At 71.4% G+C, this 24110-nt stretch carries 18 protein-coding genes; 5 read left to right on the forward strand and 13 right to left on the reverse strand.

Annotated features, from left to right (window positions below; translation table 11 throughout):
- Positions 1-152: 152 nt before the first annotated feature.
- Positions 153-1550: a MurL-like N-terminal domain-containing gene (locus LQ327_RS00850; protein WP_230729629.1), complete on the forward strand. Its 1398-nt coding sequence runs from the start codon at positions 153-155 to the stop codon at positions 1548-1550.
- Here the strand turns inward: LQ327_RS00850 and LQ327_RS00855 are convergent.
- The 9 genes from LQ327_RS00855 to hutU all read right to left on the reverse strand — a co-directional run bounded on the left by LQ327_RS00855 (position 1514) and on the right by hutU (position 16044).
- Positions 1514-5530, reverse strand: coding sequence for an nSTAND1 domain-containing NTPase (locus tag LQ327_RS00855; protein WP_230729630.1), 4017 nt, complete (start codon positions 5528-5530; stop codon positions 1514-1516). The genes LQ327_RS00850 and LQ327_RS00855 overlap by 37 nt on opposite strands.
- 280 nt (positions 5531-5810) lie before the next feature.
- On the reverse strand, positions 5811-6599 hold the full coding sequence (locus tag LQ327_RS00860; protein WP_230729631.1) for a hypothetical protein: 789 nt from the start codon (positions 6597-6599) through the stop codon (positions 5811-5813).
- Between the two features lie 190 nt (positions 6600-6789).
- Positions 6790-8340 carry a phospholipase C gene (locus tag LQ327_RS00865; protein WP_230729632.1) on the reverse strand — a complete coding sequence of 517 codons (1551 nt, stop codon included), beginning with the start codon at positions 8338-8340 and terminating at the stop codon, positions 6790-6792.
- Between the two features lie 197 nt (positions 8341-8537).
- Entirely contained in the window at positions 8538-9002 is a 465-nt protein-coding gene (locus LQ327_RS00870) for a nuclear transport factor 2 family protein (RefSeq protein WP_230729633.1), read from the reverse strand.
- A 101-nt stretch (positions 9003-9103) separates the two neighbouring features.
- Positions 9104-10570, reverse strand: a complete 1467-nt coding sequence (locus LQ327_RS00875) for an aromatic amino acid ammonia-lyase (protein ID WP_230729634.1) — start codon at positions 10568-10570, stop codon at positions 9104-9106.
- Entirely contained in the window at positions 10567-11796 is a 1230-nt protein-coding gene (gene hutI, locus LQ327_RS00880) for an imidazolonepropionase (RefSeq protein ID WP_372460588.1), read from the reverse strand. The genes LQ327_RS00875 and hutI overlap by 4 nt, the downstream gene beginning before the upstream one ends.
- Positions 11793-13181 carry a formimidoylglutamate deiminase gene (locus LQ327_RS00885; protein ID WP_230729636.1) on the reverse strand — a complete coding sequence of 463 codons (1389 nt, stop codon included), beginning with the start codon at positions 13179-13181 and terminating at the stop codon, positions 11793-11795. Before LQ327_RS00885 ends, hutI begins: the two co-directional genes overlap by 4 nt.
- On the reverse strand, positions 13166-14383 hold the full coding sequence (locus LQ327_RS00890) for an allantoate amidohydrolase (protein WP_230729637.1): 1218 nt from the start codon (positions 14381-14383) through the stop codon (positions 13166-13168). Before LQ327_RS00890 ends, LQ327_RS00885 begins: the two co-directional genes overlap by 16 nt.
- Positions 14380-16044, reverse strand: coding sequence for a urocanate hydratase (hutU, locus tag LQ327_RS00895; RefSeq protein WP_230729638.1), 1665 nt, complete (start codon positions 16042-16044; stop codon positions 14380-14382). The genes LQ327_RS00890 and hutU overlap by 4 nt, the downstream gene beginning before the upstream one ends.
- A 105-nt stretch (positions 16045-16149) precedes the next feature.
- Here hutU and LQ327_RS00900 point away from each other — a divergent pair, with 105 nt between their 5' ends.
- Together LQ327_RS00900 and hutH are read left to right on the forward strand one after the other, a co-directional pair.
- On the forward strand, positions 16150-16947 hold the full coding sequence (locus LQ327_RS00900; RefSeq protein ID WP_230729639.1) for an IclR family transcriptional regulator: 798 nt from the start codon (positions 16150-16152) through the stop codon (positions 16945-16947).
- 88 nt (positions 16948-17035) lie between these two features.
- Positions 17036-18574 (forward strand): histidine ammonia-lyase, encoded by a 1539-nt coding sequence (hutH, locus tag LQ327_RS00905; protein ID WP_230729640.1) that lies wholly within the window; start codon positions 17036-17038, stop codon positions 18572-18574.
- Here hutH and LQ327_RS00910 read toward each other — a convergent pair.
- Both LQ327_RS00910 and LQ327_RS00915 read right to left on the reverse strand, forming a co-directional pair.
- Positions 18555-19028 (reverse strand): SsgA family sporulation/cell division regulator, encoded by a 474-nt coding sequence (locus LQ327_RS00910; RefSeq protein WP_230729641.1) that lies wholly within the window; start codon positions 19026-19028, stop codon positions 18555-18557. The two genes, hutH and LQ327_RS00910, sit on opposite strands and share 20 nt — an antisense overlap.
- A gap of 465 nt (positions 19029-19493) precedes the next feature.
- Complete coding sequence (locus LQ327_RS00915) at positions 19494-21026, reverse strand: hypothetical protein (protein ID WP_230729642.1); 1533 nt, start codon at positions 21024-21026, stop codon at positions 19494-19496.
- Between the two features lie 328 nt (positions 21027-21354).
- Between LQ327_RS00915 and LQ327_RS00920 the strand changes: the two genes are divergently transcribed.
- Positions 21355-21528, forward strand: coding sequence for a hypothetical protein (locus LQ327_RS00920; RefSeq protein WP_230729643.1), 174 nt, complete (start codon positions 21355-21357; stop codon positions 21526-21528).
- Positions 21529-21565: 37 nt separating this feature from the next.
- Here LQ327_RS00920 and LQ327_RS00925 read toward each other — a convergent pair whose 3' ends face one another.
- Entirely contained in the window at positions 21566-22414 is an 849-nt protein-coding gene (locus tag LQ327_RS00925) for an SGNH/GDSL hydrolase family protein (RefSeq protein ID WP_230729644.1), read from the reverse strand.
- 211 nt (positions 22415-22625) lie between these two features.
- The gene (locus tag LQ327_RS00930) at positions 22626-23033 is read right to left on the reverse strand and encodes a nuclear transport factor 2 family protein (protein WP_230729645.1); all 408 of its coding nucleotides are present in this window, start codon (positions 23031-23033) and stop codon (positions 22626-22628) included.
- 683 nt (positions 23034-23716) lie between these two features.
- Here LQ327_RS00930 and LQ327_RS00935 point away from each other — a divergent pair.
- Complete coding sequence (locus LQ327_RS00935; protein WP_230729646.1) at positions 23717-24037, forward strand: PH domain-containing protein; 321 nt, start codon at positions 23717-23719, stop codon at positions 24035-24037.
- The last annotated feature ends 73 nt before the right edge of the window (positions 24038-24110 follow it).

Below are 24110 nucleotides of genomic sequence, written 5' to 3' on the forward strand. Positions count from 1 at the left end.
TTTTGCAGGCCAACCGAGCGTCCGCCCCGTGAGCGAGTAGCCGGCCGCCGTTCTCTGTTCGAATTAGGAATTGACTCGGTGGCGTCCGGGTTGCGGCGCGGCTGCGTCAATGCGAAGATCCTCCGTGCACGAATCCTCGGAAGGGAAGACTGTTGGCCTGGTCACGCGAAAGTCGATGGGCCGATATCCACACTTTCCGCTATTCCGGGCTGCGCTTCGACCGGGCGAGTGGCGTAGCGGAGTTCGACTACCGCCACGAGGGCAGTGCACAGCAGCTGGCCTTCACCGAGACCGTGGAGTTCCCCCTGCCCGGCGAAGGGGTCGCCGACGCTGATCTGGAGCAGTTCTTCCGGGTCCTGGAGCTGCTCTACGTCGCGGTCGGCACGGCCTACTACAAGGCGATCGCGCCGCGGCGGGTGGTCGTGGACACCGTGGAGCTCGCTCCGGCCGCCGCGCGCTGGGCTGAGCAGCTCTATCGGGACGGCTTGGCGGAGTTCGCCTACCGCTGGGACCTCGAGCACGTCTTGGATCTCCCCGTGCACTGCGTGACCAGGGCCGCCGCCGACGCAGCGCGCTCGGTGGAGGAGAACCACGCAGACCCGTTGGTCGCGTTCAGTGGTGGCAAAGACTCGGTCGTTGCCTTGGAAGTCCTGCGGGCCGCCGGATTCTCCCCGGCCACGTTCACAGTCGATCGCCGACCGAAGCCGTACATGGGGCCGATTGCGGCGAAGTTGCCCTCGCGTTCCCTGCGGGCCCGCCCGCGCCCGGACCCCTGGTTGCAGCGCCTGGCGCGCGAGCAGGCCGTCCGCTCGGGTCACGCCCCCCTGACCACGATGACGACGCTGGTCGGGGCCTCGGTGGCCGCTTTGCACGGTCTGGGCCCGGTGGTGATGGCCAACGAGCGCTCGGCTGATGAGCAGAACCTGATGTGGCGAGGCCGGCAGGTGAACCATCAATGGGCCAAGTCCACCGCGGCCGAGATCGCCCTCGAAGACGCCATCCGGGAACAGGCAGGTATCGCCTCGGGTAGTTTCTCGCTGTTGCGTGGAATGTCCGAGCTGGAGATATGCCGGGTGTTCGCCGCCCTTGGCGGTTACGACGCGCTGTTCTCCAGCTGCAACGTCGTTGCTCGGTCAAATGATGACGATCCGTCGTGGCGGTGGTGCAACGACTGCGCGAAGTGCCGCTGGGTGTTCCTGGCGTTCGCCCCGTTCATGACCCGGTCCAGGTTGGCGGGAATCTTCGGGTGGGATCTGCTCGATGACCGAGCCCAGTTCGAGGGCTACCACGAGCTTCTGGGCCTGGTTGGGCATAAGCCCTTCGAGTGCGTCGGAGAGATCGCGGAGGCTCGTGTCGCGCTCGAGCAGCTCGCCGAGGATCCGGAGTGGCGGGACGCTGCCGTGGTCCGCGAGCTGGCCGCACGGCTGCCTCGGGTGCCGGCCGAGGCGGCCGCGATGGTGCGCCGGATTGATCCGGTGTCGACGGTCCCGGCCTCGTATCAGGCCGCGCTCGATCAGTGGGCTCCGGTGACCCCGCACGGCGGATCATAGGACTCGTCCGCCGAGACATAGGTGTTCCACGCCTGCTCGGTCAGGGTTCCCTCGGTGGCGCCGCAGACCCGCCGGATCGCCGTGCCGACATCGAGGTTGGTCAGTTGCACGGCTTGGTCCTGGCCTCCGCTCGCCACGATCTGCGCGGCCGGGTCGAAACTCGCGCTGAAGGTGTTGTCGGTGTGGCCGGTCACTGGGTTCCCTATGGGGCCCGGGTGATCCGGGTCGCGGACGTTCCAGAGCGCCACACTGCGATCGTGGCTGGCCGTCGCCAAGGTCGCCCCGTCGGAGCTCCAGCTCACCGCACCCAGCACGTTGTTCTGCTTGACCAGCGCCGGACCAACCTGGTGGGCGCGCGCCGGATCGCTGGTGTCCCAGATTCTCAGGGTGTGGTCGTAGCCGGTGCTGGCCAGATGCTTCCCGTCAGGGCTGAACGCCGTCCCGTAGATCTTGTCGGTGTGGCCGGTCAGCGGTGCTCCGAATTCGTGAGCGTGGGCGGGATCGCTGAGGTCCCAGAGCCGAATCCTGCCGTCCGAGCCCCCGGTGGCCAGGAGGCGCCCGTCCGGACTGAATGTGACGGTGCTGACCAACTGTCCCGGGGTGCCCGGCAGGGACACATTCAGCGGAGTGGGATTGGCGGGATCGGAGAGGTTGAACAGTCGTGTCGTGCCGTCGGTGGCGCCGACCGCCAGGGCGTGACCATCGGGGCTCACTGCCAACCCGCCGGCCGCGCTGGGGATCACGAGGTCGGGGCCGAGCTGGGTCGGCCGGCGGGGGTCGCGCAGGCTCCAGCGTCGAATCGTGGTACCGGCACCGCTGACCATCACGGCGTCGTCGGGGGTGAAGGCCACATCGAACCCGGGGGCCTCGCGCTGGCCGCGGGCGCTGCCTTGGGTGACCGGCTGCCCCAAGGCCACCGGGGAGTTCGGGTCGCTGGTGTCCCACAGGTAGACGGTGCCGTCCTCGACGTCGCTGGCGGCGAGGAGGTTGCCGTGGTGGCTGAACGCGAGGTCGGCCGACGTGCCGGCGACGGCGAGACGTGTCGCGGGCAGCGACCAGACGCGGACGCCGGTGGCGTCGGCGCCCCCGGCGACCAGCGAGTGCCCGTCCGGGCTGAAGGCCAAGGCGCCGACCCCTCGGGTGGCTCCGGCCAGGGGCAGCCCGATGGTGACGGGCTGGCCGGGGTCGGTGATGTTCCACAGGGTGATGGTGTTGTCTGAGGAGGCCGTGGCCAACGTGGTCCCGTCCGGGCTGATTGCCGTGGCGAGAATGGATGAGCCCGGGGGAATGTCTGGCTGAGCGAGCAGCCGCGGCGTGGCCGGGTCGGTGGTGTCCCACAGCCGCAGGGCACTGTTGCCGCCGGTCGCCAGCAGCTTCGGGTTGGTGGGGCTGAACGCAACGGCGTGGGTCAACGCTGAACCGGTCGGGAGCGGCGCCGACCCGACCGGGTGGGTGGGGTCGGCGATGTTCCACAACTGGACGTCTTCCTGATCCCCGGCCACCGCCAGGGCGTGACCGTCCGAGCTGACGGCCGCACCGCTGCCGTAGACGCTGTGGCTCACGCCCGGCAGCCGAGGCCCCAGATCGATCGGGTGGGTCACGTCGGTCATGTCGAACAGCCGGGTGGTTCCGTCCGTGGCAGTCGCCACCAGCAGCCTGCCGTTGCTGCTGGTAGCCAGGGCGTTGATCCGCGCCGCCCCGCTCGGCAGCTCAGGGGTCACCGCCGCCGGGTGATGCGGGTCCGCCACGTTCCACACTCGCAGCGCACTCTGCCCCGGTAGAGCGTTGTCCTCGCTGCTGATCACCAGCCCGCGGCCCGGGTCAGCGGTGAGGCTGCCGATCCGGCCGGGCTCGCGCAGCACCACCGGCTGTGGGCCGGCGCCCGCCGGGCCAGCGGCCCAGACCCGGATGGTGCCGTCGTCGCCGCCGCTGACGATGCTCGGGCCGACCTGTGCGACGGCGCGCACGGTGCCGTGGTGGCCCCGCAGCGGCTGGGCCAGAGGCTGGTTCTCGGTGTCGAGCAGGGTGGTGTAGAGGCCCGGGTCGGGCTGCATCCGGTAAGCAGTCAGATAGAGCTGGGCCGCGAGCGACGGATTGGTCTGCTCGAGAGACCTGGCCTGCGCCATGACCTCGGAGAGCACGGCCCGCTCGCTGACCTGGCGCTCGGCCACGCCTTCGACGATCGCAACGGTGCCCGCCGCGATGATCAGTACGACGGCGGCGATCGCCGCGATCCGCAGACGTCGCCGCCGGGACGCGATGGCGCGTTCCTGCTCGTCGGCGGCCGTGAGGAACCGGCGGGCCAGGTCGTTGATGCCAGCGGCGGTGCTGTCGGCAGTCACCACCCGGTGGGCGGTGGCGAGCACGGTGCCGCGCAGCAGCTGCTCGGGAGGGCGCCCCGCCTCGTCCCACTGCCGCGCCCGCACCTCGATGTTCTGACGCAGCACGTGGTCGGTGCGCTCTCCGTCGATGGCGTCACGCAACCGCTGCCAGGCTCGCAGCAGGGCATCGTGGGTGATCTTGACCGTGTCCTGGCCGACGGTCACCAGCCGCGCCGCCGAGAGAATGTCCAAGGCCTGCTCGGCCTGGTCGTCTTCGGAAGTACGTATCAGCTGGTCGCGTCGTAGCTCCTGGCGGGTGTCGTGTCCCGAGTGGTCTCCGACCCGGACGAGTCGCACCAGCATCGCCAATGCGACCTGTTCGAGCCCGGCCCGCTGCAGCTCGGTCCAGGCGTGGGTGGCGGTGTGGGCGACCGCACCGTCGATGCCTCCGACACGTTCGTAGGCGCGCAGCGACATCGGCCCGGCGCTGTTCATCACCTGCAGCACGTGGGAGATCAGCGGGAGCTGACCTTCGATCGTGCCGCCGTCGTCGACACCAGCGTCGGTGATGAGCTTGCCGATGAGGTCGTTTCCGACGGTGATCCCGGCCTGGCGGGCGGGCCGCTGGATGGCCTCGGTGAGCTCCGGGCTGGTCAGCGGGGTCAGGTTGAACGGCGCGTCGAGGGCAGGCTCCAGGGCTGGGAGGCCACCGAGCTCAGCGAAGAAGTCGTTGCGGCAGGCGATCACGACCAGGGTCTGTGGCGGCCTTGTCGTGTCCGCCGGAGTCCGCTCGGTATCGCTCGCGGGATCTTCGTCAGCGCGCGCGTCCAGGTCCTCCGCGCCACTGTCGCCGGGTGCGCCCGCCATCGCGGGAGTGCGGTCGGAGCGTCGCGCCGCGAGTCCGGCCAGCTCGGCGACGAATCGTCGTTGCACCGCCTGATCGACCTGGAAGAGTTCCTCGAACTGGTCGACCACCAGCACTGCCCCGCCTGGACTGCCGGTCTCGTGCCCGGCGGTGACGGCGGCACGAGCGTCCGCGAGCGCCTGCATCGGGTTCGGACCTGGGCTGAACACCGCCGCCGGCCATTGGGCGACGGCGGGATCGGAGGACAACCCGTCACGTTCGAGCACGGGCAGCAGTCCGGCTGCGAGCAGGCTGCTCTTCCCGACCCCGGATTGCCCGAGCACGAGCAGCGGCCCCGGTGCGGAGGAGTCGTGGAGGGCGTCGAGCCGGCCCAGCAACCTCGCGACCGCGACGTCGCGACCGAAGAACCGGTCGGCGTCGTCGTGGCCGAACGGTTCCAGACCCTGGTAGACCACCGCGGGGCGCTGCCCGTCGGCCGCGTCGGCCCGGCCGGACTCGGATCGGGCACGATCGTAGATCTCGCGCCACCACGGAATCCGCAGCAGCGTCTCCCGATCCCGCCGGGACGGGTCGCGGGTGTGCTCGCGGACCGCGAGCACCAACACCTCGAGCGGCCGGAAGCTCGTTGGGAGGTGTGAGCCGCCCAGCCACCGGCTGATGGTCGGCCGCGAGGGCGCCTCGGCGTCACCGACCTGCGCGCTCCACTCGGCCAACATCCTGGCCGAGGTTGGTCGTGACCCGGGGAGTCGGCGCAGCGCCTCCAGATGCTGCACGAACCACGCCGGTGCAGCCATCACATCTCCCGTCGCGTCGGCGTGTGGAACTCGCTGAACCCCCGCACGGATCCCCCTGACCTGCACGTTCGTCCAGCGCGGCCGCTTGATGAGCCCGACCACGGCGTGTCGCTGAAACGCTCCGCTCCGTACCTCATCGGATCTTAAGCGCTCGGTGGGGCGTCCACCGCGACATCGGGACGGCCGCGTCGAACCGGTGCATGTGCGCAGTGGCGTTGCGGTTCGCCAGGACGTCGTCCTCGAGGGTCACCCGCCGCCTGGGGTGCGAGCAGGCGGGAGCTCAGCCGGTCGTCGTGGACCGGGTGGCCGGGTTGGTGGTGACGATCCGGGTCCAGGGACCGGACGGGACCGTGGTCTGGTCGACGAACCGCCAGGACACGTGGTCCTGGTCGCTGTCGTAGCCGTGGGTGAAGGCGAGGCAGCCGTTCAGCGCCGGGGAGACATCGAGCCCGGCGTTGTTGATCTGGGTGTTGGCCGGCCGCTCGTCGTGGCTGCCGAACACGTACCGCGCATCGTCGTAGAGCCTCGGCCCGGCATCCTCGATCTGGCCGTAGCAGCTGTGGCCGGCGTTGCTGAGCTCGACCCAGTGGTTCTTCATCAGGCTGCCCTGCGCGAGCTGGGCGGCGTAGCGAGGGTCGTGGGCCCACGGGATCACGGCGGCACGCTCGGCGCGCGCGGTGGCGTTGTGGACGTCGTCGAACGGCAGGTCCAGATAGAACGGGTTCTGCCGCGGGGTCATCGCCGTGGGGAAGAACCCGTTGGTCGCCGTACGCGGTTCGGCCTGGCAGCCACCACCGGTCACCACGCCGTCACAGCCGCCGTAATGGCTCTCCCACTGCGGGTCGTAGGTCGAGATGGCCTGGCTGCCGTCCGACGCCCCGGAGATCACCTGCCCGACCCAGAACGAGGTCGCCGCGATGCCGGTGTGCCACGGATACTGCGGAGGCTGTGTACCGGCGGGCGCCCCCGCCGAGGTGACCGACGGCGACGACGCCCCGGCCACGGCCGGCGCGGATCCGCCGGATCCGCCGCAGGCGGTGCAGAGCAGCAGCCCCGCCGCTGCCGCCACCACGCCAACCCGGCCGCGACGGGGGAACCACCGGCGTGCCCGACCCGCCATCACCCCTCACTCTCCGCCCCCGACGCCGCAGTGAACCACCGCGCGAGGAAGTCCGGTGTGAGTCCGTCCGCGGTCCGACCCGCCCGGACGGCGCTCCCCGTTCGGGGTGAGGCCGTACGCGGGCCGACCGACCGCAGCGTCACACGAAACGAGGCCGGGGAGCGGCGGGCACCAGGGGCATCCGCTGGGGCTCCGGCACCTGCGGATCGGCCAGGCGGCGTGAGAGCAGGTCGTCGTCCACCCGGCGCGCGATGCCGGCGGCGTCGGGCAGGCGTGTGAGCGGGTTCGGGCTGGTGCGTGGCGGGGCGTCGAGGGCGAGGGTGCTGCGCAGATCCCCGAAGGTGGACCGGCGCCAGGCACTGATGTTGGGTTCCTGCACCCCGGTGACGTGTTCCAGGAACCGCAGGATCGAGGTGTGATCCAGCAGCTCGCTCGAGACCCAGCCGCCGGTGCTCCAGGGCGAGATCACGAGGCAGGGGACGCGGAACCCGGGACCGACGTGTTCCCCGTCGGCGTACTCGTCGGGCGTCCCGACCGGCGGGACGGGCGGCGAGACGTGGTCGAAGAGACCGTCGTTCTCGTCGTAGTTGAGGATGAACACCGTCTTGGCCCAGACCTCGGGATGCGCGGCGAGCGCCCCGAGCTTGCGGGCGATCGCCGCCGCCCCGTCCGCCGGGCGGTACATGGGGTGCTCACTCTCGGACGCCCGCGGGAACACCCACGACACCGTCGGGAGCCGCCCCGCCGCGACGTCACGTTCGAACTCGCCGGGACCACCGCCGCCGAGTCCCTTCCGCGCCAGGGGCGAGCCCGTCGTGGCGGTGCGGAACTGCCGGAATTCCTCCAGCGGGTTGAGTCCGGTGCCCCGTTCCTCGTCGTACGCCCGCCAGCTGACCCCGGCACGCTCCAGGCGCTCCGGGTAGGTCGTCCAGTTCAGTCGCCCGGCCTCGGCGGAGGCGTCACCGGTGTCGTACACGGGACCGCCGGCCCGGCCCTCCGGATCCATCGTGCCAGTCATCCACATCAGCCGGTTGGGCCACGTCGAGCCCATCACGGAGCAGAAGTAGTTGTCGCAGATCGTGAAGTTCTCGGCCAAGCCGTGGTGGAACGGGACGTCGTCGCGGGTGAAGTAGCCCATGGCGTATTCCCGGCGCTCGGGAACGGGACCGGGATGCCCGAGCGTGCTCAAGACGGACCGGCGGGCCTCGTAGGTCAGGAACCCGTCCATACGCCCGTTCGCCCAGTAGCCGTGCTCGGCCTCCCAACTGTGGTTGAGCGAACGGATCGCCTGAGCGCTCGTTCGGGAACTGTCGAGATGGAACGGCATGACGTATCCGTCGGGATGCGCCGGCAACGGTTGCTGGAAGACCGTGCGGGACGAGCCGGGCAGACGCTGCGGGCGCGGGTCACCGAAGCCGCGGACGCCGGGCATGGCGCCGAAGTAATGATCGAAGGAGCGGTTCTCCATCATCATGAGCACCACGTGCTCGACATCGGCGACCGAGTGGCCCGTGGGAGTCACGGCCACCCGTTGCAGTCGCTCCGGCAAAAGCGCGACCGCCGCCACCGCAGCGGCCGCCGCCGATCCGCCGAGAACTCGCCGACGTCCCATTTCCACCACGGTCGTGATCGTAGTGTAATACGATCGGTACCCCGTCGCGGGGATGATACCGGCGACGATTCCGCTCAATAGAGAGCAATTTTCCGGTTGAGCGCGTGCAAAAGGCGGGTCAGAGGCAGGGAAGCTGCCGGCTCGAGCTCGGCGCGTCGCAAGACGCTGAGCTGCGCCGACGTGACGAGGTGATCCCTCTCGATGATCCCGAACACGAGCAGCGCCCGCCCCCGCCGAACGAGACCGGGCGGAGCGTCGCCCCTCCGGCTCGGGAGTCAGTTGGCCCGGAGCCAGGGGTAGCGGGCGGTGTCCTTCCCGGCGTAGTCCGGGTCGAGGTAGATGAAGCATCGCTGGATGAGCCAGTCGCGGATCTCGAACACGTCGCACCAGCGGCCGGCGGCCCAGTCCGGGACGCCCGCACGCCACGGCCCGTCGGTGTGCTCGCCGTGGCTGGTGCCCTCGGCCACCACCAGATCACCGCCGGAGAAGATCCAGGTGAATTCGGCGTAGTGGTGTTTGATCGATTTCAGGGTGCCGCCGACATCGGCGAACATGCGCCCGATGGCCTCGTGGCCCTCGGCGATGCCCCACTTGGGGAACATGACCTGGGCGTCGGGCGCGAACAGGTCGAGAATGCTGCCGCCCGAGGAGGTGGTTCCGCCGTTGTCGAACGCCTTGAGGTACTCCAGGGCGACCGACTTGCGCTGCTCGTCGGTCATCGTCTGCCTGCTCAGGGCCATGGTCTGCTCCGGTCGCCGATGGATGCGAGGGACGTCAGCGAGACTAGACGGACCGCGAGGGCGCGGCGTGCATCATGAATTGTCGACAGAAATAGGGTCCGTCATTCCGCCGACGGCATCAGCTCGATCAGATCGTCGAGCAGGCCTCCCGCGATCTCGATCTCCTGCCCCAGCTGGTGATCGGCTCGCAGGTCCGGGAGCTTGCCCAGGAGGCCGTGGAAGGCCTCGCCGAGCAGCCGGCCCCGGGGTGCGGTCTCGGCGAGGCGAAGTGCCCGGGTCGCGGCGACGAGCTCACAGGAAAGCACGGTGCGGTAGTTGGCCGCCGTCGACCGGGCACTGCGCACGGCCTGCGGTGTGAAGCTCGCGTGGTCCTCGACTCCCCGCGAGATCACCGAGGTTCCGAGGGTCACCGGGCTCGCCGAATGTCGCAGCATGCCCAACGCGTCGTGGGCGATGTACTCGAGGATCATCACTCCGGAACTGCCCGGCGGCCCGCTCGTCAGGAACGGCGTGAGGCCGGTGAAGTCCGGCTCCACGAGGTCGGCCAGGCGGGCGGCCGAGAGTTCGGCGACGTGGTGCACCGCGGCGCGCAGTTGGTCGAGGGCCAGAGCCGGGTAGGCGGTCGAGAACTGGCCGTGATGGAAGACCGCGCCTCCGGCGACGTCGACGAGCGGGTTCTCGGCCGCGGCGTTGACCTCGATCTCGAGCACCCGTGTCAGCGCCTCGGAGCTGTCCAGTGCGGGGCCGTGCACCTGGCAGAACGCCCGGAGCCCGAACGGGTCCTGGATGCGCCGGCCGGGGCTCAGGTCGCCTTCGTGCCAGAGCAGTTCGCGCATCGTCCGGGCCGAGCGCACCGCGCCGGGGTGGGGACGACGTGCGTGGACCTGTTCGGCGAACGCCTCCGCCGAGCCGCCCATCGCGCAGTACGAGAGGGCGGTGACCAGGTGCGCGGCGTCGAGCAACCGGCGGAGCTCCTCCCCGACGAGCACGGCCCGCGCGAGGGTGACCGCGTTGGAGGACATGAAGGCGAGGGCGTCGCCGGGCTCGAGGCCGATCGGCTCGACGTGCCCGGAGGCCCAGGGCAGGTGACCGGTCAGCGTGAGCGCGATCTCGGCCAACGCCGTGAGGTCGCCGGTTCCGATGGTGCCGAGGTCGTGCACGGTGGGCACCGCGTCGGTCCGCAGAGCCTGCTCGAGCGCGTGCAGGAACGCGGGATGGATACCGCTGCCGGCAGCCGCGAGCTGGTTGAGACGCACCACCATCGCCGCCCGCACCGAGACCTCGTCCAGCTGGTCACCGATCCCGGGAGCGTGGCTGCGCAGCAGGCGCAGGTCGTGGTCACCGGCGGCGCTGTTGATCACCACCGCGTCGCGGTTGGCGCCGACCCCGGTCGTGCGGCCGTAGACCGGCCGGATCCGGCTCAGCTCGTCCGCCACCTGATTGGCGCGGACGACGGCCCGTTCGGCATCCGGAGCCAACGACACCGACGTCATCCGATGGGAGGCACGGACCACGTCCTGGCAGCGCAGCGAGTCGCCGTCGATGATCAGGAAGTCCCGGCCGCTCATGACGGCGCTCCTCCCCCCGTCGGGACGGGCTCCGGAAGCCGGGTCGGCCGGCGCTGGACCTCGTACCGGACCCCTCGACGCACCACCTCGCGCACGAGCGGGACACCGGGCCGGTAGACGAGGTGGACGTAGGTCGGGGCGTCCAGCCGCACGAGATCAGCCCGGTGCCCCGGAGCGATCACCCCGACGTCGTGACGATCCAGAGCGGTGGCGCCGCCGACCGTCGCGGCGTGCAGTGCCTCGGCGGGGGTCAGCCCCTGATGACGGACGGCGAGGGCCAGGCAGAAGGCCATGCTCGAGGTGTACGAGGACCCCGGATTGCAGTCGGTGGCCAGCGCCACGGTCGCCCCGGCGTCGAGCAGCCGGCGGCCGTCGGCCCAGGGGGTACGGGTACTGAACTCGACGCCGGGCAGCAGGGTGGCCACCGTCGACCCGGAGGCGAGGGCGTCGACGTCGTCGTCGGTCAGGAAGGTCGCGTGGTCCACCGACGCCGCGCCGATCTCGACCGCCAGCCCGACACCGCCGCCGACGCCGAGCTGGCCCGCGTGCAGCCGGGGACGCAGCCCCTGCGCGCGTCCCGCCTCGAGGACGGCCCGGGACTCGTCGACGTCGAAGGCGCCCTGCTCGCAGAACACGTCGATCCATCGGGCGTGTGGGGCACATGCGTCGAGCATGGGGCCGCGGACGAGGTCGATGTAGGCGTCGCGGCGCCCCTGGTACTCGGTGGGCACGACGTGGGCACCGAGGTAGGTGGTCTCCGGGGTCGCCCGGGACGCGATCTCGAGCGCGCGGCGTTCGTCGGGCACGGTGAGGCCGTAGCCGCTCTTGCACTCGAAGGTGGTGATCCCGGCGGCGAGCATCTCGCCGGCGAGGCCCTCGACCGTCGCCGCGAGCTCCGCGTCGGTCGCGGCGCGCGTCGCCTCGACGGTGCTGCGGATGCCCCCGGCCGCGTAGGCACGGCCGTCCGCCCGGGCGGCGAACTCCTCGGCGCGGTGGCCGACGAAGACGAGGTGGGCGTGGCTGTCGACGAATCCGGGGATCACGGCCTGTCCGTGACATGCCACGCGGTGGTCGGCGGCCGGTGCGTGACGGGCGGGTCCGGTCCAGACGACGAGGCCTTCGTCGACGACCACCGCCGCGTCGGACATGACGCCGAGCGGGTTGCCGTCGCCGCGCGCGGGATCGCAGGTGACGAGCTCGCCGATGTCGGTGTAGAGGACGGTCACGACACGCACTCCCGGGCCCCGGGGTCGTCGAGCAGTGCCGCGGTCACACGGGCCAGGTCGCGGCCCGGCTCCGGGCGGGTGAGGTGTCGTCCGTCGCGGACCACCACGCGGCCGTCGATGACGACGTCGCGCACGTCGGCGGCCGTCGCGGCGAAGACCGCGGTCTCGGCGGTCGCACCGCCGCCGGCGGTACGGACCGTCGTGAGATCGATCGCGATCAGGTCCGCACGCGCGCCGGGGGTGATCGTCCCGGCGTCGGGGCGGCCGAGCGCCCGGTGCCCGTACTCGGTCGCGCACCGCAGGAGAGTGTCGGCGTCGATGACGCCGCGTTGCCGGCGGCACAGTCGCTCGTCGAGCTCGACCGCGCGGGCCTCCTCGAGGAGATCGACGACGGCGTGGCTGTCCGAGCCCAGGCTCAGCGGACCGGAGGGCGCCGCGAGCAGAGCGGATGCCGGGCCGATGCCGTCGCCGAGGTCGCGTTCCGTCGTCGGGCAGAAGCAGACCCCGGTCCCCGATTCGCGCAGGTCGGCGATGTCGGCGGGGCCCAGGTGGGTCGCGTGCACGGCGGTGGTGCGGGGGCCCAGGACGCCCGCGTCACGCAGCAGCGCCACGGGACTGCAGCCGTGCACCGCACGGCAGCGTTCCACCTCCGCGGTCTGCTCGGCGACGTGGACGTGCAGTGGAGCCGAGTGCGCCTGCGCCCACCCGGTCACCGCCGGGATGTGCTCGAGCGGCACGGCGCGCACCGAATGGAGAGCCGCGCCGACCACCACGTCGTCGGCGCCGCTGAACCGCTGGTGCAGGTTCTCGACGCGCGCGCCCCAGGCGTCGCCGGAGCCGTCGCCGAAGCGCCGCTGGGCCGGCCCCAGCGGGGCGCGGTCGACGTCGGAACTCAGGTAGCAGGTGTCGAGCAGGGTCAGCCGGATTCCGACCGTCCGGGCCGCCTCGATCAGGGCGACGCCCATCGCGTTGGGGTCGTCGTACGCGGTGCCGTCGCGGTCGTGGTGGACGTAGTGGAACTCGCCGACCGCGGTGATCCCGGCCAGTGCCATCTCGGTGAACACGGCCGTGGCGAGTTCGTGGTAGGTCGTCGGGTCGAGCTGGTGGGCGGCGCGGTACATGAGCTCGCGCCAGGTCCAGAACGAGCCATGATCGCGTTGGGTCCGGGAGCGCAGCATCCGGTGGAAGGCGTGGGAGTGCCCGTTGGCCAGCCCGGGCAGGACCAGCCCGCGCAGCACGTCGACGCCGTCGGGCGGGTGGTCGACGTCGGGGACCACCCCGGTGATCCGGCCGTGCTCGACGTCGACGAGCACGCCGTGCCGGGTCGCCCCGGGACCGGTCCACGCGTGCTCGCACCACCACCGGCCGTTCACGGTGCGGTCCACTCGCGCATCACGTCGGTCAGGGAGGCCACGCCGGACAGACAGTCCGTGTGCTCGGCCCATTCCTGCGGGGAGTGCGAGACGCCGGTCGGGTTGCGCACGAACAGCATCGCGGTGGGGACCTCGGTGGCCAGCACGCCGGCGTCGTGGCCGGCGGCGGTGGGCAGCACGGGGAGGTCGCCGAGCGCGGCGAGAATGCGGTCGCGCGGGCCGTCCGGGAAGTCGACCCGCGGCGAGAGCGACTCGGTGGTGACCGTGAGCTCCGTGCCCTCGTCGTCGGCGTGGCGGGTCGCGGCGTCGAACAGCTCGGTGGTCATCGCCTCGAGCACGGTCGGGCTCGGGGCGCGGGCGTCGAGCGTCGCGGTGACCGCGGAGGCGATGGCGTTGGCGCCGTTCGGGGCCACGTACACCTTGCCGAAGGTCGCCACTGCGCCGTGCGCCCAGGCGCGGTCCCGTGCGGCGGTGACGGTCGCCGCGTAGGGCAGCATCGGATCGTGCCGGTCGGTGAGCAGGGTCGCGCCGGCGTGGTTGGCCTCGCCCCGGAACGTCAACTGCCACCGGCCGTGCGGCCAGATCGAGGAGGCCACCGCGACCGGCCGACCCAGCCGGTCGAGCGCGCGGCCCTGCTCGATGTGGAGTTCGACGAACACCCCGACGCGGTCCGCGATCCGGTCGTCGCGGCCCATCCGGTCCGGGTCGATCCCGGCGCCGGCGGCGACCTCGGCGAGCGTCCGGCCCTCGGCGTCGCGCAGGTCCAGCGCCCGCGCCGGGGCCAGCGCCCCCGTCGAGAGCTGAGATCCGACGCAGGCGACCCCGAAGCGGGCGCCCTCCTCGTCGCTGAAGGCGACGACGCCGACGGGCACCCGGGGCCGGTGCCCCTCCCCGCGCAACGCGTCGATCGCCGCGAACGCCGCCACGATCCCCAGCGGGCCGTCGAAGGCGCCGCCGTCGGGCACCGAGTCCAGGTGCGACCCCGTGACGAAGGCGTTCGTCGGGTCGCCGGAGGCGCCCTCGGGCATCCACCAGGCCCACAGGTTGCCGTTGTGATCGCGATCGACGTCCATCCCGCGGGTCGTGGCGCACCCGGTGAACCACTCGCGCAGCGTCTGGTCGGCGTCGCCGAGCACGAAGCGGCGGTAGCCCCCGGTGCGCCGGTCACGACCGACCTCGGCGATGTCCGCCCAGAGGCCGTCGAAGGTGGTCACCGACCCTCCATGGGGATTCGGAGGCCGCGCTGCCGCGCGACGTCGCGGGCGTGGGGATAGCCGGCGTCCACATGGCGCAGGACCCCGGTCGCCGGGTCGTTGCGCAGGACGCACTCGAGCTTGCGCGCGGCGAGATCGGTGCCGTCGGCGACGCAGACCTGACCCGCGTGCTGGGAACGGCCGATCCCGACCCCGCCGCCGTGGTGGATCGACACCCACGACGCTCCCGACGAGGCGTTGGTGAGCGCGTTGAGCAACGGCCAGTCGGCGATCGCGTCGGAGCCGTCGAGCATCGCCTCGGTCTCCCGATACGGCGAGGCCACCGATCCCGCGTCGAGATGGTCGCGCCCGATCACCACGGGGGCGCGCAGTTCTCCCGAGGCCACCATGTCGTTGAACCGCAACCCGGCCCGGTGACGCTCGCCGTAGCCGAGCCAGCAGATGCGCGCGGGCAGGCCCTCGAAGGCGACCCGGTCGCCGGCGAGGGTGATCCAGCGCCGCAGCGCCTCGTCGCGCGGGAACAGCTCGAGCACCGCCCGGTCGGTGGCGGCGATGTCGGCCGGGTCGCCGGAGAGCGCGGCCCAGCGGAACGGACCGCGGCCCTCCTCGAACTGCGGGCGGATGTAGGCGGGCACGAAACCCGGGATGTCGAACGCCCGTTTCTCGCCGCCGTGGCGGGCCTCGTCGCGGATGGAGTTGCCGTAGTCGAACACCTCGGCCCCACGGTCGAGGAAGCCGATCATCGCCCCGACGTGGGCGGCCATCGACGTTCGTGACCGCTCGGTGTAACCGGTCGGGTCGGCGGCCGCCGCGGCGGCCATCTCGCCCACCTCGACGCCGAGGGGCAGGTAGGCCAGTGGGTCGTGCGCGGGCGTCTGGTCGGTGACGACGTCGACGGGGGCCTCCCGGCGGAGCAGCTCGGGGAGCACCGCCGCGGCGTTGCCGACCACGCCGATCGACAGCGGGCGACGGGCGTCGCGGGCCTCGAGGGCGAGGCGCAGGGCGTGGTCGAGGTCGTCGGCGCGCACGTCGAGGTAGCGGTGCGCGATCCGGCGGTCGATACGGGTCGGGTCACAATCGACGCAGAGCGCGACTCCCCCGTTCATCGTCACGGCGAGCGGCTGGGCTCCGCCCATGCCGCCGAGACCCGCCGTCAGGGTGATGGTGCCGGCCAGCGAGCCGCCGAAGCGCTTGCGGGCGACCGCCGCGAAGGTCTCGAAGGTGCCCTGCAGGATGCCCTGGCTGCCGATGTAGATCCACGAGCCCGCCGTCATCTGGCCGTACATCGTCAGGCCCGCGGCCTCGAGCCGACGGAACTGGGTCCAGTCCGCCCAGTCGCCGACCAGGTTCGCGTTGGCGATGAGCACCCGGGGAGCCCACTCGTGGGTCTGCAGCACCCCGACCGGCTTTCCCGACTGGACGAGCAGCGTCTCGTCGTCGGCGAGCTGGAGCAGGCAGTCGACGATGGCGTCGAACGCCGCCCAGCTCCGGGCCGCGCGTCCGGAGCCGCCGTAGACCACCAGATCTTCGGGGTGCTCGGCGACCTCGGGGTCGAGATTGTTCTCGAGCATGCGTAGCGCGGCTTCCTGCTGCCAGCCACGGCAGCGCAGCTCGGGGCCGCGATGGGCCCTGACGACAGGACGCGGCGGCGACTCGGACATCGGCTCCTCCTGGGCTTCGGGCGAGCACCAGTGCACTCCGGGCCGGTGGCGGACACCAGGGGCACGGCGGAGTTAGCGTCTCGGTTCCGAGACTTTGGAGTCGTCATGCCCAGTAGCGCCTCACCGGCGGTCGGTCGCGCGCTCGACGTGCTGCTCCACCTCGCGAGCCGACCCGGACCGGTCCCGGGTGCCGCGCTGATCCGCGACCTCGAGCTGCCCCGTTCGACGGCGTACCACCTGCTCACGGTCCTCACCGAGCGGGGTTTCGTCCTGCACTACCCCGACCAGCACGCCTACGGGCTGGGGGTCGCGTCCTTCGAGATCGGCAGCGCCTATCTGCGGCAGGGTTCGCTGGAGAACCTGGGCCGTCCCGTCGCACGCCGGCTGGCCCGTCTCAGCGGGACGATCGCGCACCTCGGAATCCTGCACGGAGCCGACTCGCTGTACCTGGTCAAGGAGCGGCCGGCGGGGCGGACGCGCCCGCCGTCACTGGTCACCGAGGTGGGAGTGCGGCTCCCGGCCTCGCTCACCGCCAACGGCCGGTCGATCCTGGCCCACGTCAGCTCGGCGCAGCGGCGCGCCCTGTTCCCGGCCGCGGAGTCGCTGGTCCTGCGCACGAGCTCCGGACCGGCCACCCCGGGCGAGCTGGAGGACCTGTTGGACGGCGAGCGCGAGCGCGGCTGGTCATGGGAGCTCGGAATGATCACCGAGGGGATGGAGTCGGTCGGGGCGTGCGCCTTCGACCACACCGGCCTCGCGGTCGCCGCGTTCAGCGTGACGCGACGTGCCGACGTGGCCGCGGGCCGGCCCGACGACCTCGCCGCCCTGGTGCGTTCCAGCGCCGCCCGGCTCACCCGGGCGTTGTCCGGCTCGGCGCCACCGGGATGGTTCCGGCCCTCGTGAGTTCTTGTCGGTGCTCGTCAGGTCGCCGGTCTGCGGATTGGCGGCCCGGGACGTGGTTGCGGGTGGCTCCGTGGAGTGTGCTGGAGGCATGCCTGACGTGGTCATCGGAGTGGGGCCTGTCAGCCCCGAGCAGGTCGTCGCCGTCGCGCGGGACGGCGCCGTCGTGCGGCTGGGCCGCGAAGCGGTCGCCGCGATCGACAAGAGCCGCGACGTGATCGAGTCGCTGGCTGAGGAGACGCAGCCCCATTACGGGGTTTCGACCGGCTTCGGAGCCCTGGCCACCCGGTTCATCCCGGCGGCGCTGCGCTCGCAGCTGCAGGCCGGCGTGGTCCGTTCGCACGCCGCGGGCTCCGGGCCGGAGGTGGAGTCCGAGGTCGTCCGGGCGCTGATGCTGTTGCGGCTGTCCACGCTGGCCACCGGGCGCACGGGGGTCCGGGTGGAGACGGCCCGGGCCTACGTCCAGCTGCTCAACGCCGGTCTGACCCCGGTGGTCGGCGAGTACGGCTCGCTCGGCTGCTCCGGCGATCTGGCACCGCTGGCGCACTGCGCACTGGCCGTCATGGGCGAGGGCGAGGTCCGTGACCGCACCGGGCACCGGCTGCCCGCCGCCGAAGCGCTCGCGGCTCACCGGATCGAGCCGGTCGTGCTCGCCGAGAAGGAAGGCCTCGCGCTGATCAACGGCACCGACGGCATGCTCGGCATGTTGGTGCTGGCCTGCCACGACCTGCGCGGGCTGCTGCGGGCCGCGGACCTGGCCGCCGCGATGAGCGTCGAGGCCCTGCTCGGCACCGACGCGGCGTTCGCGGCCGATCTGCAGGCGCTGCGCCCCCATCCCGGGCAGGCCGACTCCGCGGCGAACCTGGTCGCGCTGCTGGCCGGCTCCCCCATCATGGCCAGCCACCGCGGCCCGGAGTGCACCCGCGTGCAGGACGCCTACTCGTTGCGCTGCGCCCCGCAGGTCCACGGCGCGGCCCGGGACACCCTGGCCCACGCCGAGCGGGTCGCCCTGACCGAGCTGGCCTCGGCGATCGACAACCCGGTGGTCACCGTCGACGGTCGCGTGGTGTCCAACGGCAACTTCCACGGCGCCCCGCTGGCCTACGTGCTCGATTTCCTGGCGATCGCGGTGGCCGACGCGGCGTCGATCGCCGAGCGACGCACCGACCGGTTGCTCGACGTCGCCCGTAACCACGGCCTGCCCGCGTTCCTGGCCGCCGACCCGGGCGTGGACTCGGGGCACATGATCGCCCAGTACACGCAGGCCGCCATCGTCTCCGAGCTCAAGCGCCTCGCCACCCCGGCCTCGGTCGATTCGATCCCGTCCAGCGCCATGCAGGAGGACCACGTCTCGATGGGCTGGTCGGCCGCCCGTAAGCTGCGCCGCTCTCTCGACGGGCTGGGACGGGTGCTGGCGGTGGAGGCGCTGACCGCGGCCCGCGCGCTCGACCTGCGCGCCCCGCTGACCCCGGCTCCGGCCACCGCCGCCGCGGTGGCCGGCCTGCGCAGCGAGGTGCCGGGCCCGGGCGCCGACCGCCACCTCGCACCCGAGATCGAGTCGGCCCGCAGCCAGGTGATCTCGGGAGCCCTGGTGGCCGCTGTCGAGTCCGTCACCGGCCCCCTCCGTTGAACCTCTCGTCCCGGGCCGAGCAGTTGGACGGATCCCGGTTCTCCGCCCTCGTCGGGGCGAGGCGCAACATCGCGACGGTGTGGTCGATGTCCAGCCACTCGTGTTCGGTCCCGAAGGCGATGTGCTCCTGGGTCCGGGCCAGGTATCCGCGCAGTGCGGCGTGAGGTGCGTGGAACACGGCGCGCCCGCCGGGCGATCGCAGTTCGATCTCGACGACGCCGCCGGGCGCAGGTGTGTCGAGGGGACGAAGGCGGACGTCGCCCTCACCGGCGGACTCGATCAGGCCCTGGGCGAGGAGCCCGCGGGAGAACCGCCACACGACCTCGCGGGACCGGAGGGTCTGGAACGCGAGCACCACCGCATAGGGGTCGTTCCCGGCGAAACGGAGCTCGACCTGAGCGGGCGCCGGAGGATGGTGGGCCCGCACCAGTTCGAAGGTGACGGGACAGCGCACGAGGATGTCGTGTCGCATCGCACGGCCTTTCATCGCGAGACGTCTGGTGGTCGAGCGGCGACGGCGTCGAAGGCGGCCGCCGCTCATGAGCCGGCGACGACCACGCGCGGGGCATCCACCGCGGAATCCGCAGCGCGCGACGCGATGGGCCGCCCCCTCGTGCGGCCCATCGCCGGCGTTGCCCGGCGGCATGGCCCCACGCGTGATCGCCATGGGTCGGCCGATCCCGGGTGGTGCACTACCTCCGGGCCGGACGACCGGTCCTGCGAGACGGGAACGCACCAGTGGTCCTGGCCCGGACCGACCTCGCCTCGCTGTGCCGCGCGCCGATCACGATGACCGGACGCGCGCGTCAGCAGACGTCACGTCGTGGGCAGGGCCGATGAGGCCTGTCTCGAAGAACTGACCGAGATGTCGATCGCACGACCGCCACCGGCACGACGGCGGGCGGCGGACGGCGAGAGCTCAGTCAGGACCGACGGCGACCTCGGGGAACCACCACGTCCGCCGTCGCCCACAGGCGATCAGCACGAGCGCCGTCAGGATCGCCGGCAGGGCCAGCGGGTCCGTCAGCATGCCGGTCGGGGCACTCGCGCCGGGGCCCGCCGTGTTGCCGGCGGCCGCGGCCGGGCCCGCGGGTGCGACGGGATCCCCGGGGGCAGGCACGCCGGGAACCGGGTGCGGCGACACCGGACCCGCCGGTGCCTCGAGGGTCAGCCACGGGGCACTCGGCCAGCCCGCACTCGTCACCGCGTTTCCCGCGGGAGCTGGATCGCGCGCGCTTCCACCGGGGAGCACGGATGGCGCCGGACTCGACGCCGCAGACCGATCTGCGCTCGTCGTCTGGGTGCCGGTCAGGGCCAGGGCGGGTGGCGTGGTCGGCCCGACGCCTCCGACGGTCGCCGTCAGCGCGCCGAGCCGGGCGAGCACCACGGCGGGCGACAGACCGATGGCGCTCCCGCCGAGCGTGGCCACGTCGTGTGTCAGCACCGTCGTGGTGCGGGTCAGCACGGACACGGTGTCAGTGAGGGTGCTGCCGGTCCGGGCGATCGCTCCCGGGAGACGGACGAGCGTGCCGCTGGTCTCGGCGACCGCTCCCGGGAGACGGACGAGCGTGCCGCTGGTCTCGGCGACCGCTCCCGGGAGACGGACGAGCGTGCCGCTGGTCTCGGCGATCGCTCCCGGGAGACGGACGAGCGTGCGTGGCACAGGTACGACCGGGGCGAGCGGCAGGGACGCGACCGGGGCCGCCGCGTGGGCCACCGCGGACGTCACCGTCGCGGCGGCCGGGAGGGCAGGGTCCAGCACGGGCGCGCTCGTCGTCGTGGCCGTCGTCAGATGGGTCGCGAGCGTCGGTACGCGCTGCGCGACCGAGCCTCGGGTGGCTGAGGTCGCTGGGCTCACGACGGCCGACGTTGCTCGGCTGAGCGCCGGGTGGATCGTCGGTGACGGGTGTGGCGCGACGGTGTCGTGGTTGACGACCCGGGCGCGGGATCCTGCGACCGACGACGCCGTGCGGACGAGGTCCGTGGACGTGGTGGCCTCACGGCGTGCCACGCTCGTCGTTCCACCCGACGTTGTCTTACTCGACGCCGCTTTGCCCGACGTCGCTGCCTTGCCCGACGTCGCTGCTTTGCCCGACGTCGCTGCTTTGCCCGACGTCGCTGCCTTGCCCGACGTCGCTGCCTTGCCCGACGTCGCTGCCTTGCCCGACGTCGCTGCCTTGCCCGACGTCGCTGCCTTGCCCGACGTCGCTGCCTTGCCCGACGTCGCCGCGAGCGAGACCGCCTTGCTGGAGACGGCGTGGACCGCCGCAGTCGTCGTGCCGGACGCGGAACCGCCGCCGGACGAATCCCCCGTGCCGGAGTCGGCCTGGGCGGGACCGGCGAGCAGGAGCCCGGCGAGGAAGAACCCGCCCAACAGCCCACCAAGGCAGACGAGGCGGCGGAGGAGACGAAGCGAAACCTGCTTCGAGGAGAGGCCCTCGACGACTCCCACCTCCTCTCGGCAAAGCCAGGCGGCTCGCGAGCCGGAGGGCTGATCTCCCTCGGCCAGGACCCGCTTCCGGGTCGTCGAGACGCCGGATGTACACCCCAGAGGACGACAGGTACCGCGTGGTTGTCCGGCGATGTACCACTGTGACCTGAATCACGTACTTCCGGCCTCGAGATGCGCCGCCAAGACTTAAACCTCGGCGCAAACGGTGTAACTGGTGCAGTCTCTTGAGCTGGCGACGAGTCCGCTGTGGAGTCCGCTGGTGACGGTCGCGGTGCTAGAGTGCGCGCTCCCGGTCGGGGGCCGATCCTGCGCCCTTCGAGGAGTGCCCATGCGCCGCCGCGGTGTGTCCTTCGGAGGCCTCGTCTGGCTGATCATCGGGTTGGTGGTCGCCCTCTCGAACGGCTACGGAATCACCAACTTCTCGAGCCTGGTCTCGTTCTTGCTGGCGCTCTTCCTGTGGCCCCTCGTGCTGCTCGGCGTGAACCTGCACGTGCAGTTCTGAGCTCACCGGCCACCATGCCCAGGCCGGCCCGGGCGAGTCAGTCGAGCCCGAGGACCGTCCCTGCCTGACCGGCCATGGCCTTCTCGCCGAGCGCGTTGGGGTGGACCGGGACGAAGTTGGTGGAGCCCAGGATCGGCTCGACCCACCGGGTACCGACCGGCTTGCAGGCGTCGTGGCCGGCAGAAATGGTCGAGACGTCGATGAAGGTGACGCCGGTGCGGGCCGCGGCGCGTTTGACGGCGCTGTTCAGTGTCGCCTGGATGTTGTCGAGGTAGGGAACGTCGCCGGAGGCGATCGGCATGATCGGGTAGCAGCCCGTCGTGGGCGGCAGGATCTGCAGGTACCCGGAGATCGCGACCCTCGCGTGAGGCGCCTTCGCCCTCACCTTGGTCAGGGTCGCCACCAGGTTCGGGTAGGTGCTGTTGTTGATGGTGTCGACGAACGAGTTGCCGTACATGTCCTTGCAGGGACTGCCCTGACCGGCGGTGCGTGCCGCGGCCGTCCCACACTTCTGGATCGTCCCGACGAAGACGCCGTTGTCGTTGCCGCCGATGGTCATCGTGACCAGCCGGGTCGTGCTGGAGAGCGCGTTGAGCTGTGGCGCCACGCCTGGGTACTGCGAGGTCGTGTAGTCCTTGGTCTCGGCGCCGCTGCAGGAGACGTCGGTGAGCTGATAGCCGCGGGCAGCGGCCAGATCGTGACCCCAGTTCAGCGACGACTGCGCGCACGCTGGCGGGGCGCCCGGTGCCGGCGGCACGATCCCGGCGCCAGCGCTGTAGCTGTCGCCCATGTTCACGTACCGCAGCGTGCCGGTGTTCGCGACGGCGACAGCTGGGGCGGCGGCCAGACCGAGGACGGCCAGCAGGGCGACCGCCGCGCGTGTCACGAATCGTCCGGGCAGATGCATCAGGGCGTCCCCTCGACCGGGCATACCCGTGAGGCATTCCTCCGGGCACTCGGGTGATCGCGGCGGGCCGCGGCGATGTTACGAAGACTCCCGCGACGGGCGGGTGGTTCATCCGGGCCTCGGACGTGCCTCGAACGGGGCGACGCGCCTCACGCGGGGACGGGCGTCCGCGCCCGCGCCCCAGCGACACTCAGGGGGTGAACGCTTCGGCGACGAGCGCGGTGTCTTCCGATCCACGGTAATAGGCGACCTTACCGTCACGGAACCGGAAGTAGTGGTGGAGATTCGTCGCCACGTCCTTGCCGGTGGCGGACACCGTGAATCCGTAGCGAAGGAAGACCATCACGTCCCCGTCGTCGTTCTCGGCGAAACTCAGTGGCGTGAATTCGTTCACCGGGCCGGTCTTGACGATACCCTCGAAGAAGCTCGGAAGTTCGTTCTTACCGTGCTTGACGCCGTGCCACGGCCCGATTTCCAGGGCGGAGTCAGCGGCCCAGTCGACATCGTCGGTACACCGGGCGAGGATTGCATCGACATCACCCTGCCCGAAGGCCGCGTAGATGTCCTTGACGGTTTCCGTGTTCTTTCCAGTGGCCATGATCCGCTCCTGGTGCGGCGAAGCAACCTCGGAGGGGCGGTAATGAATCTCCGCCGCGCCGGGTCATTCTATTCCACTCCGACAGTTCCCGTACACTGCCACGTCCAGCATTCCAACGAGCACTCGGAGTGAAGTGGCTCTTCTTCGGATCTGAACCGTCCATCCGCGGGCTCCACCGTTTCGCTGCGGATCAGGCGTCCCACCGCGGTGGGCATCAGCTAGCTGTGCTTGCCCAGCAGCCCGACGAAGAAGATCCGATCCCGGGAGAGCCCGACCTCCACCGGCCTCGGACGCTTCAAGGACGCAGGGCGGTTCCGCCCACGCCAGGGCTTCGTCCTACTCCGCGGGCAGCGCAGAGTTGCGCCGCGTCGATGCCGTCTTCGAGGTGGTCGTCGTCACGCGGCCAGACCCTTTTGGCTCTCCTGTGCGTCGGTCATTCGGTGCAATGGAGATGGGCCCCAGGGACCCTTCTTCCCCCGGAAGTGCCGACGAGATGGATACGACGCGGATTCGAGGGCACACTGAGTCATGCACTCGTCACGATGCGTCGTGATCCACAGAAGCCCGGAGGAGGCGCCGTGTCTCTCCAGCGCCGCACCGACACCTCAGGTCAGGTGACCGGACCCATCAGGCCCCGGAACCGGGCCGGGCACGTGCAGGGCAAGGGCCCGGGAGTCCAGGCCATGCGGCGGGACCTCCTGGACGGCGAGCAGATCTACGGAATCTTCGGCGACCGACGGGGCGCCACTCCCCTCGTCGGAATCACCAACCGCCGCGTTCTGCTGGTGGACGCGGCGTACGACGAGGACCGCGTGGCACTGACCTCGGTGCCATTACGGCAGATCACCAGTTGCTCCTACATCACCGCATCCGGCACGGCGATCACCGAGTCGACGGTGGTCGGGATCAAGGTGGGGCGCAACATGTTCGAGGTCAGCTGCAACTCCCCCGAGGAGGCGCAAGAAGTCCACGGCTTGATCATGTGGCATCTGATCGGCCTGTAGCCCGATCGCAGAGCCCACTCGAGCATCGGGCGCATTCCACTCAGCGTCGGCCTTTCCGATGCCGCTGCGGCAC

The organism is Actinomycetospora endophytica, assembly GCF_021026375.1.
Classification (GTDB): domain Bacteria; phylum Actinomycetota; class Actinomycetes; order Mycobacteriales; family Pseudonocardiaceae; genus Actinomycetospora; species Actinomycetospora endophytica.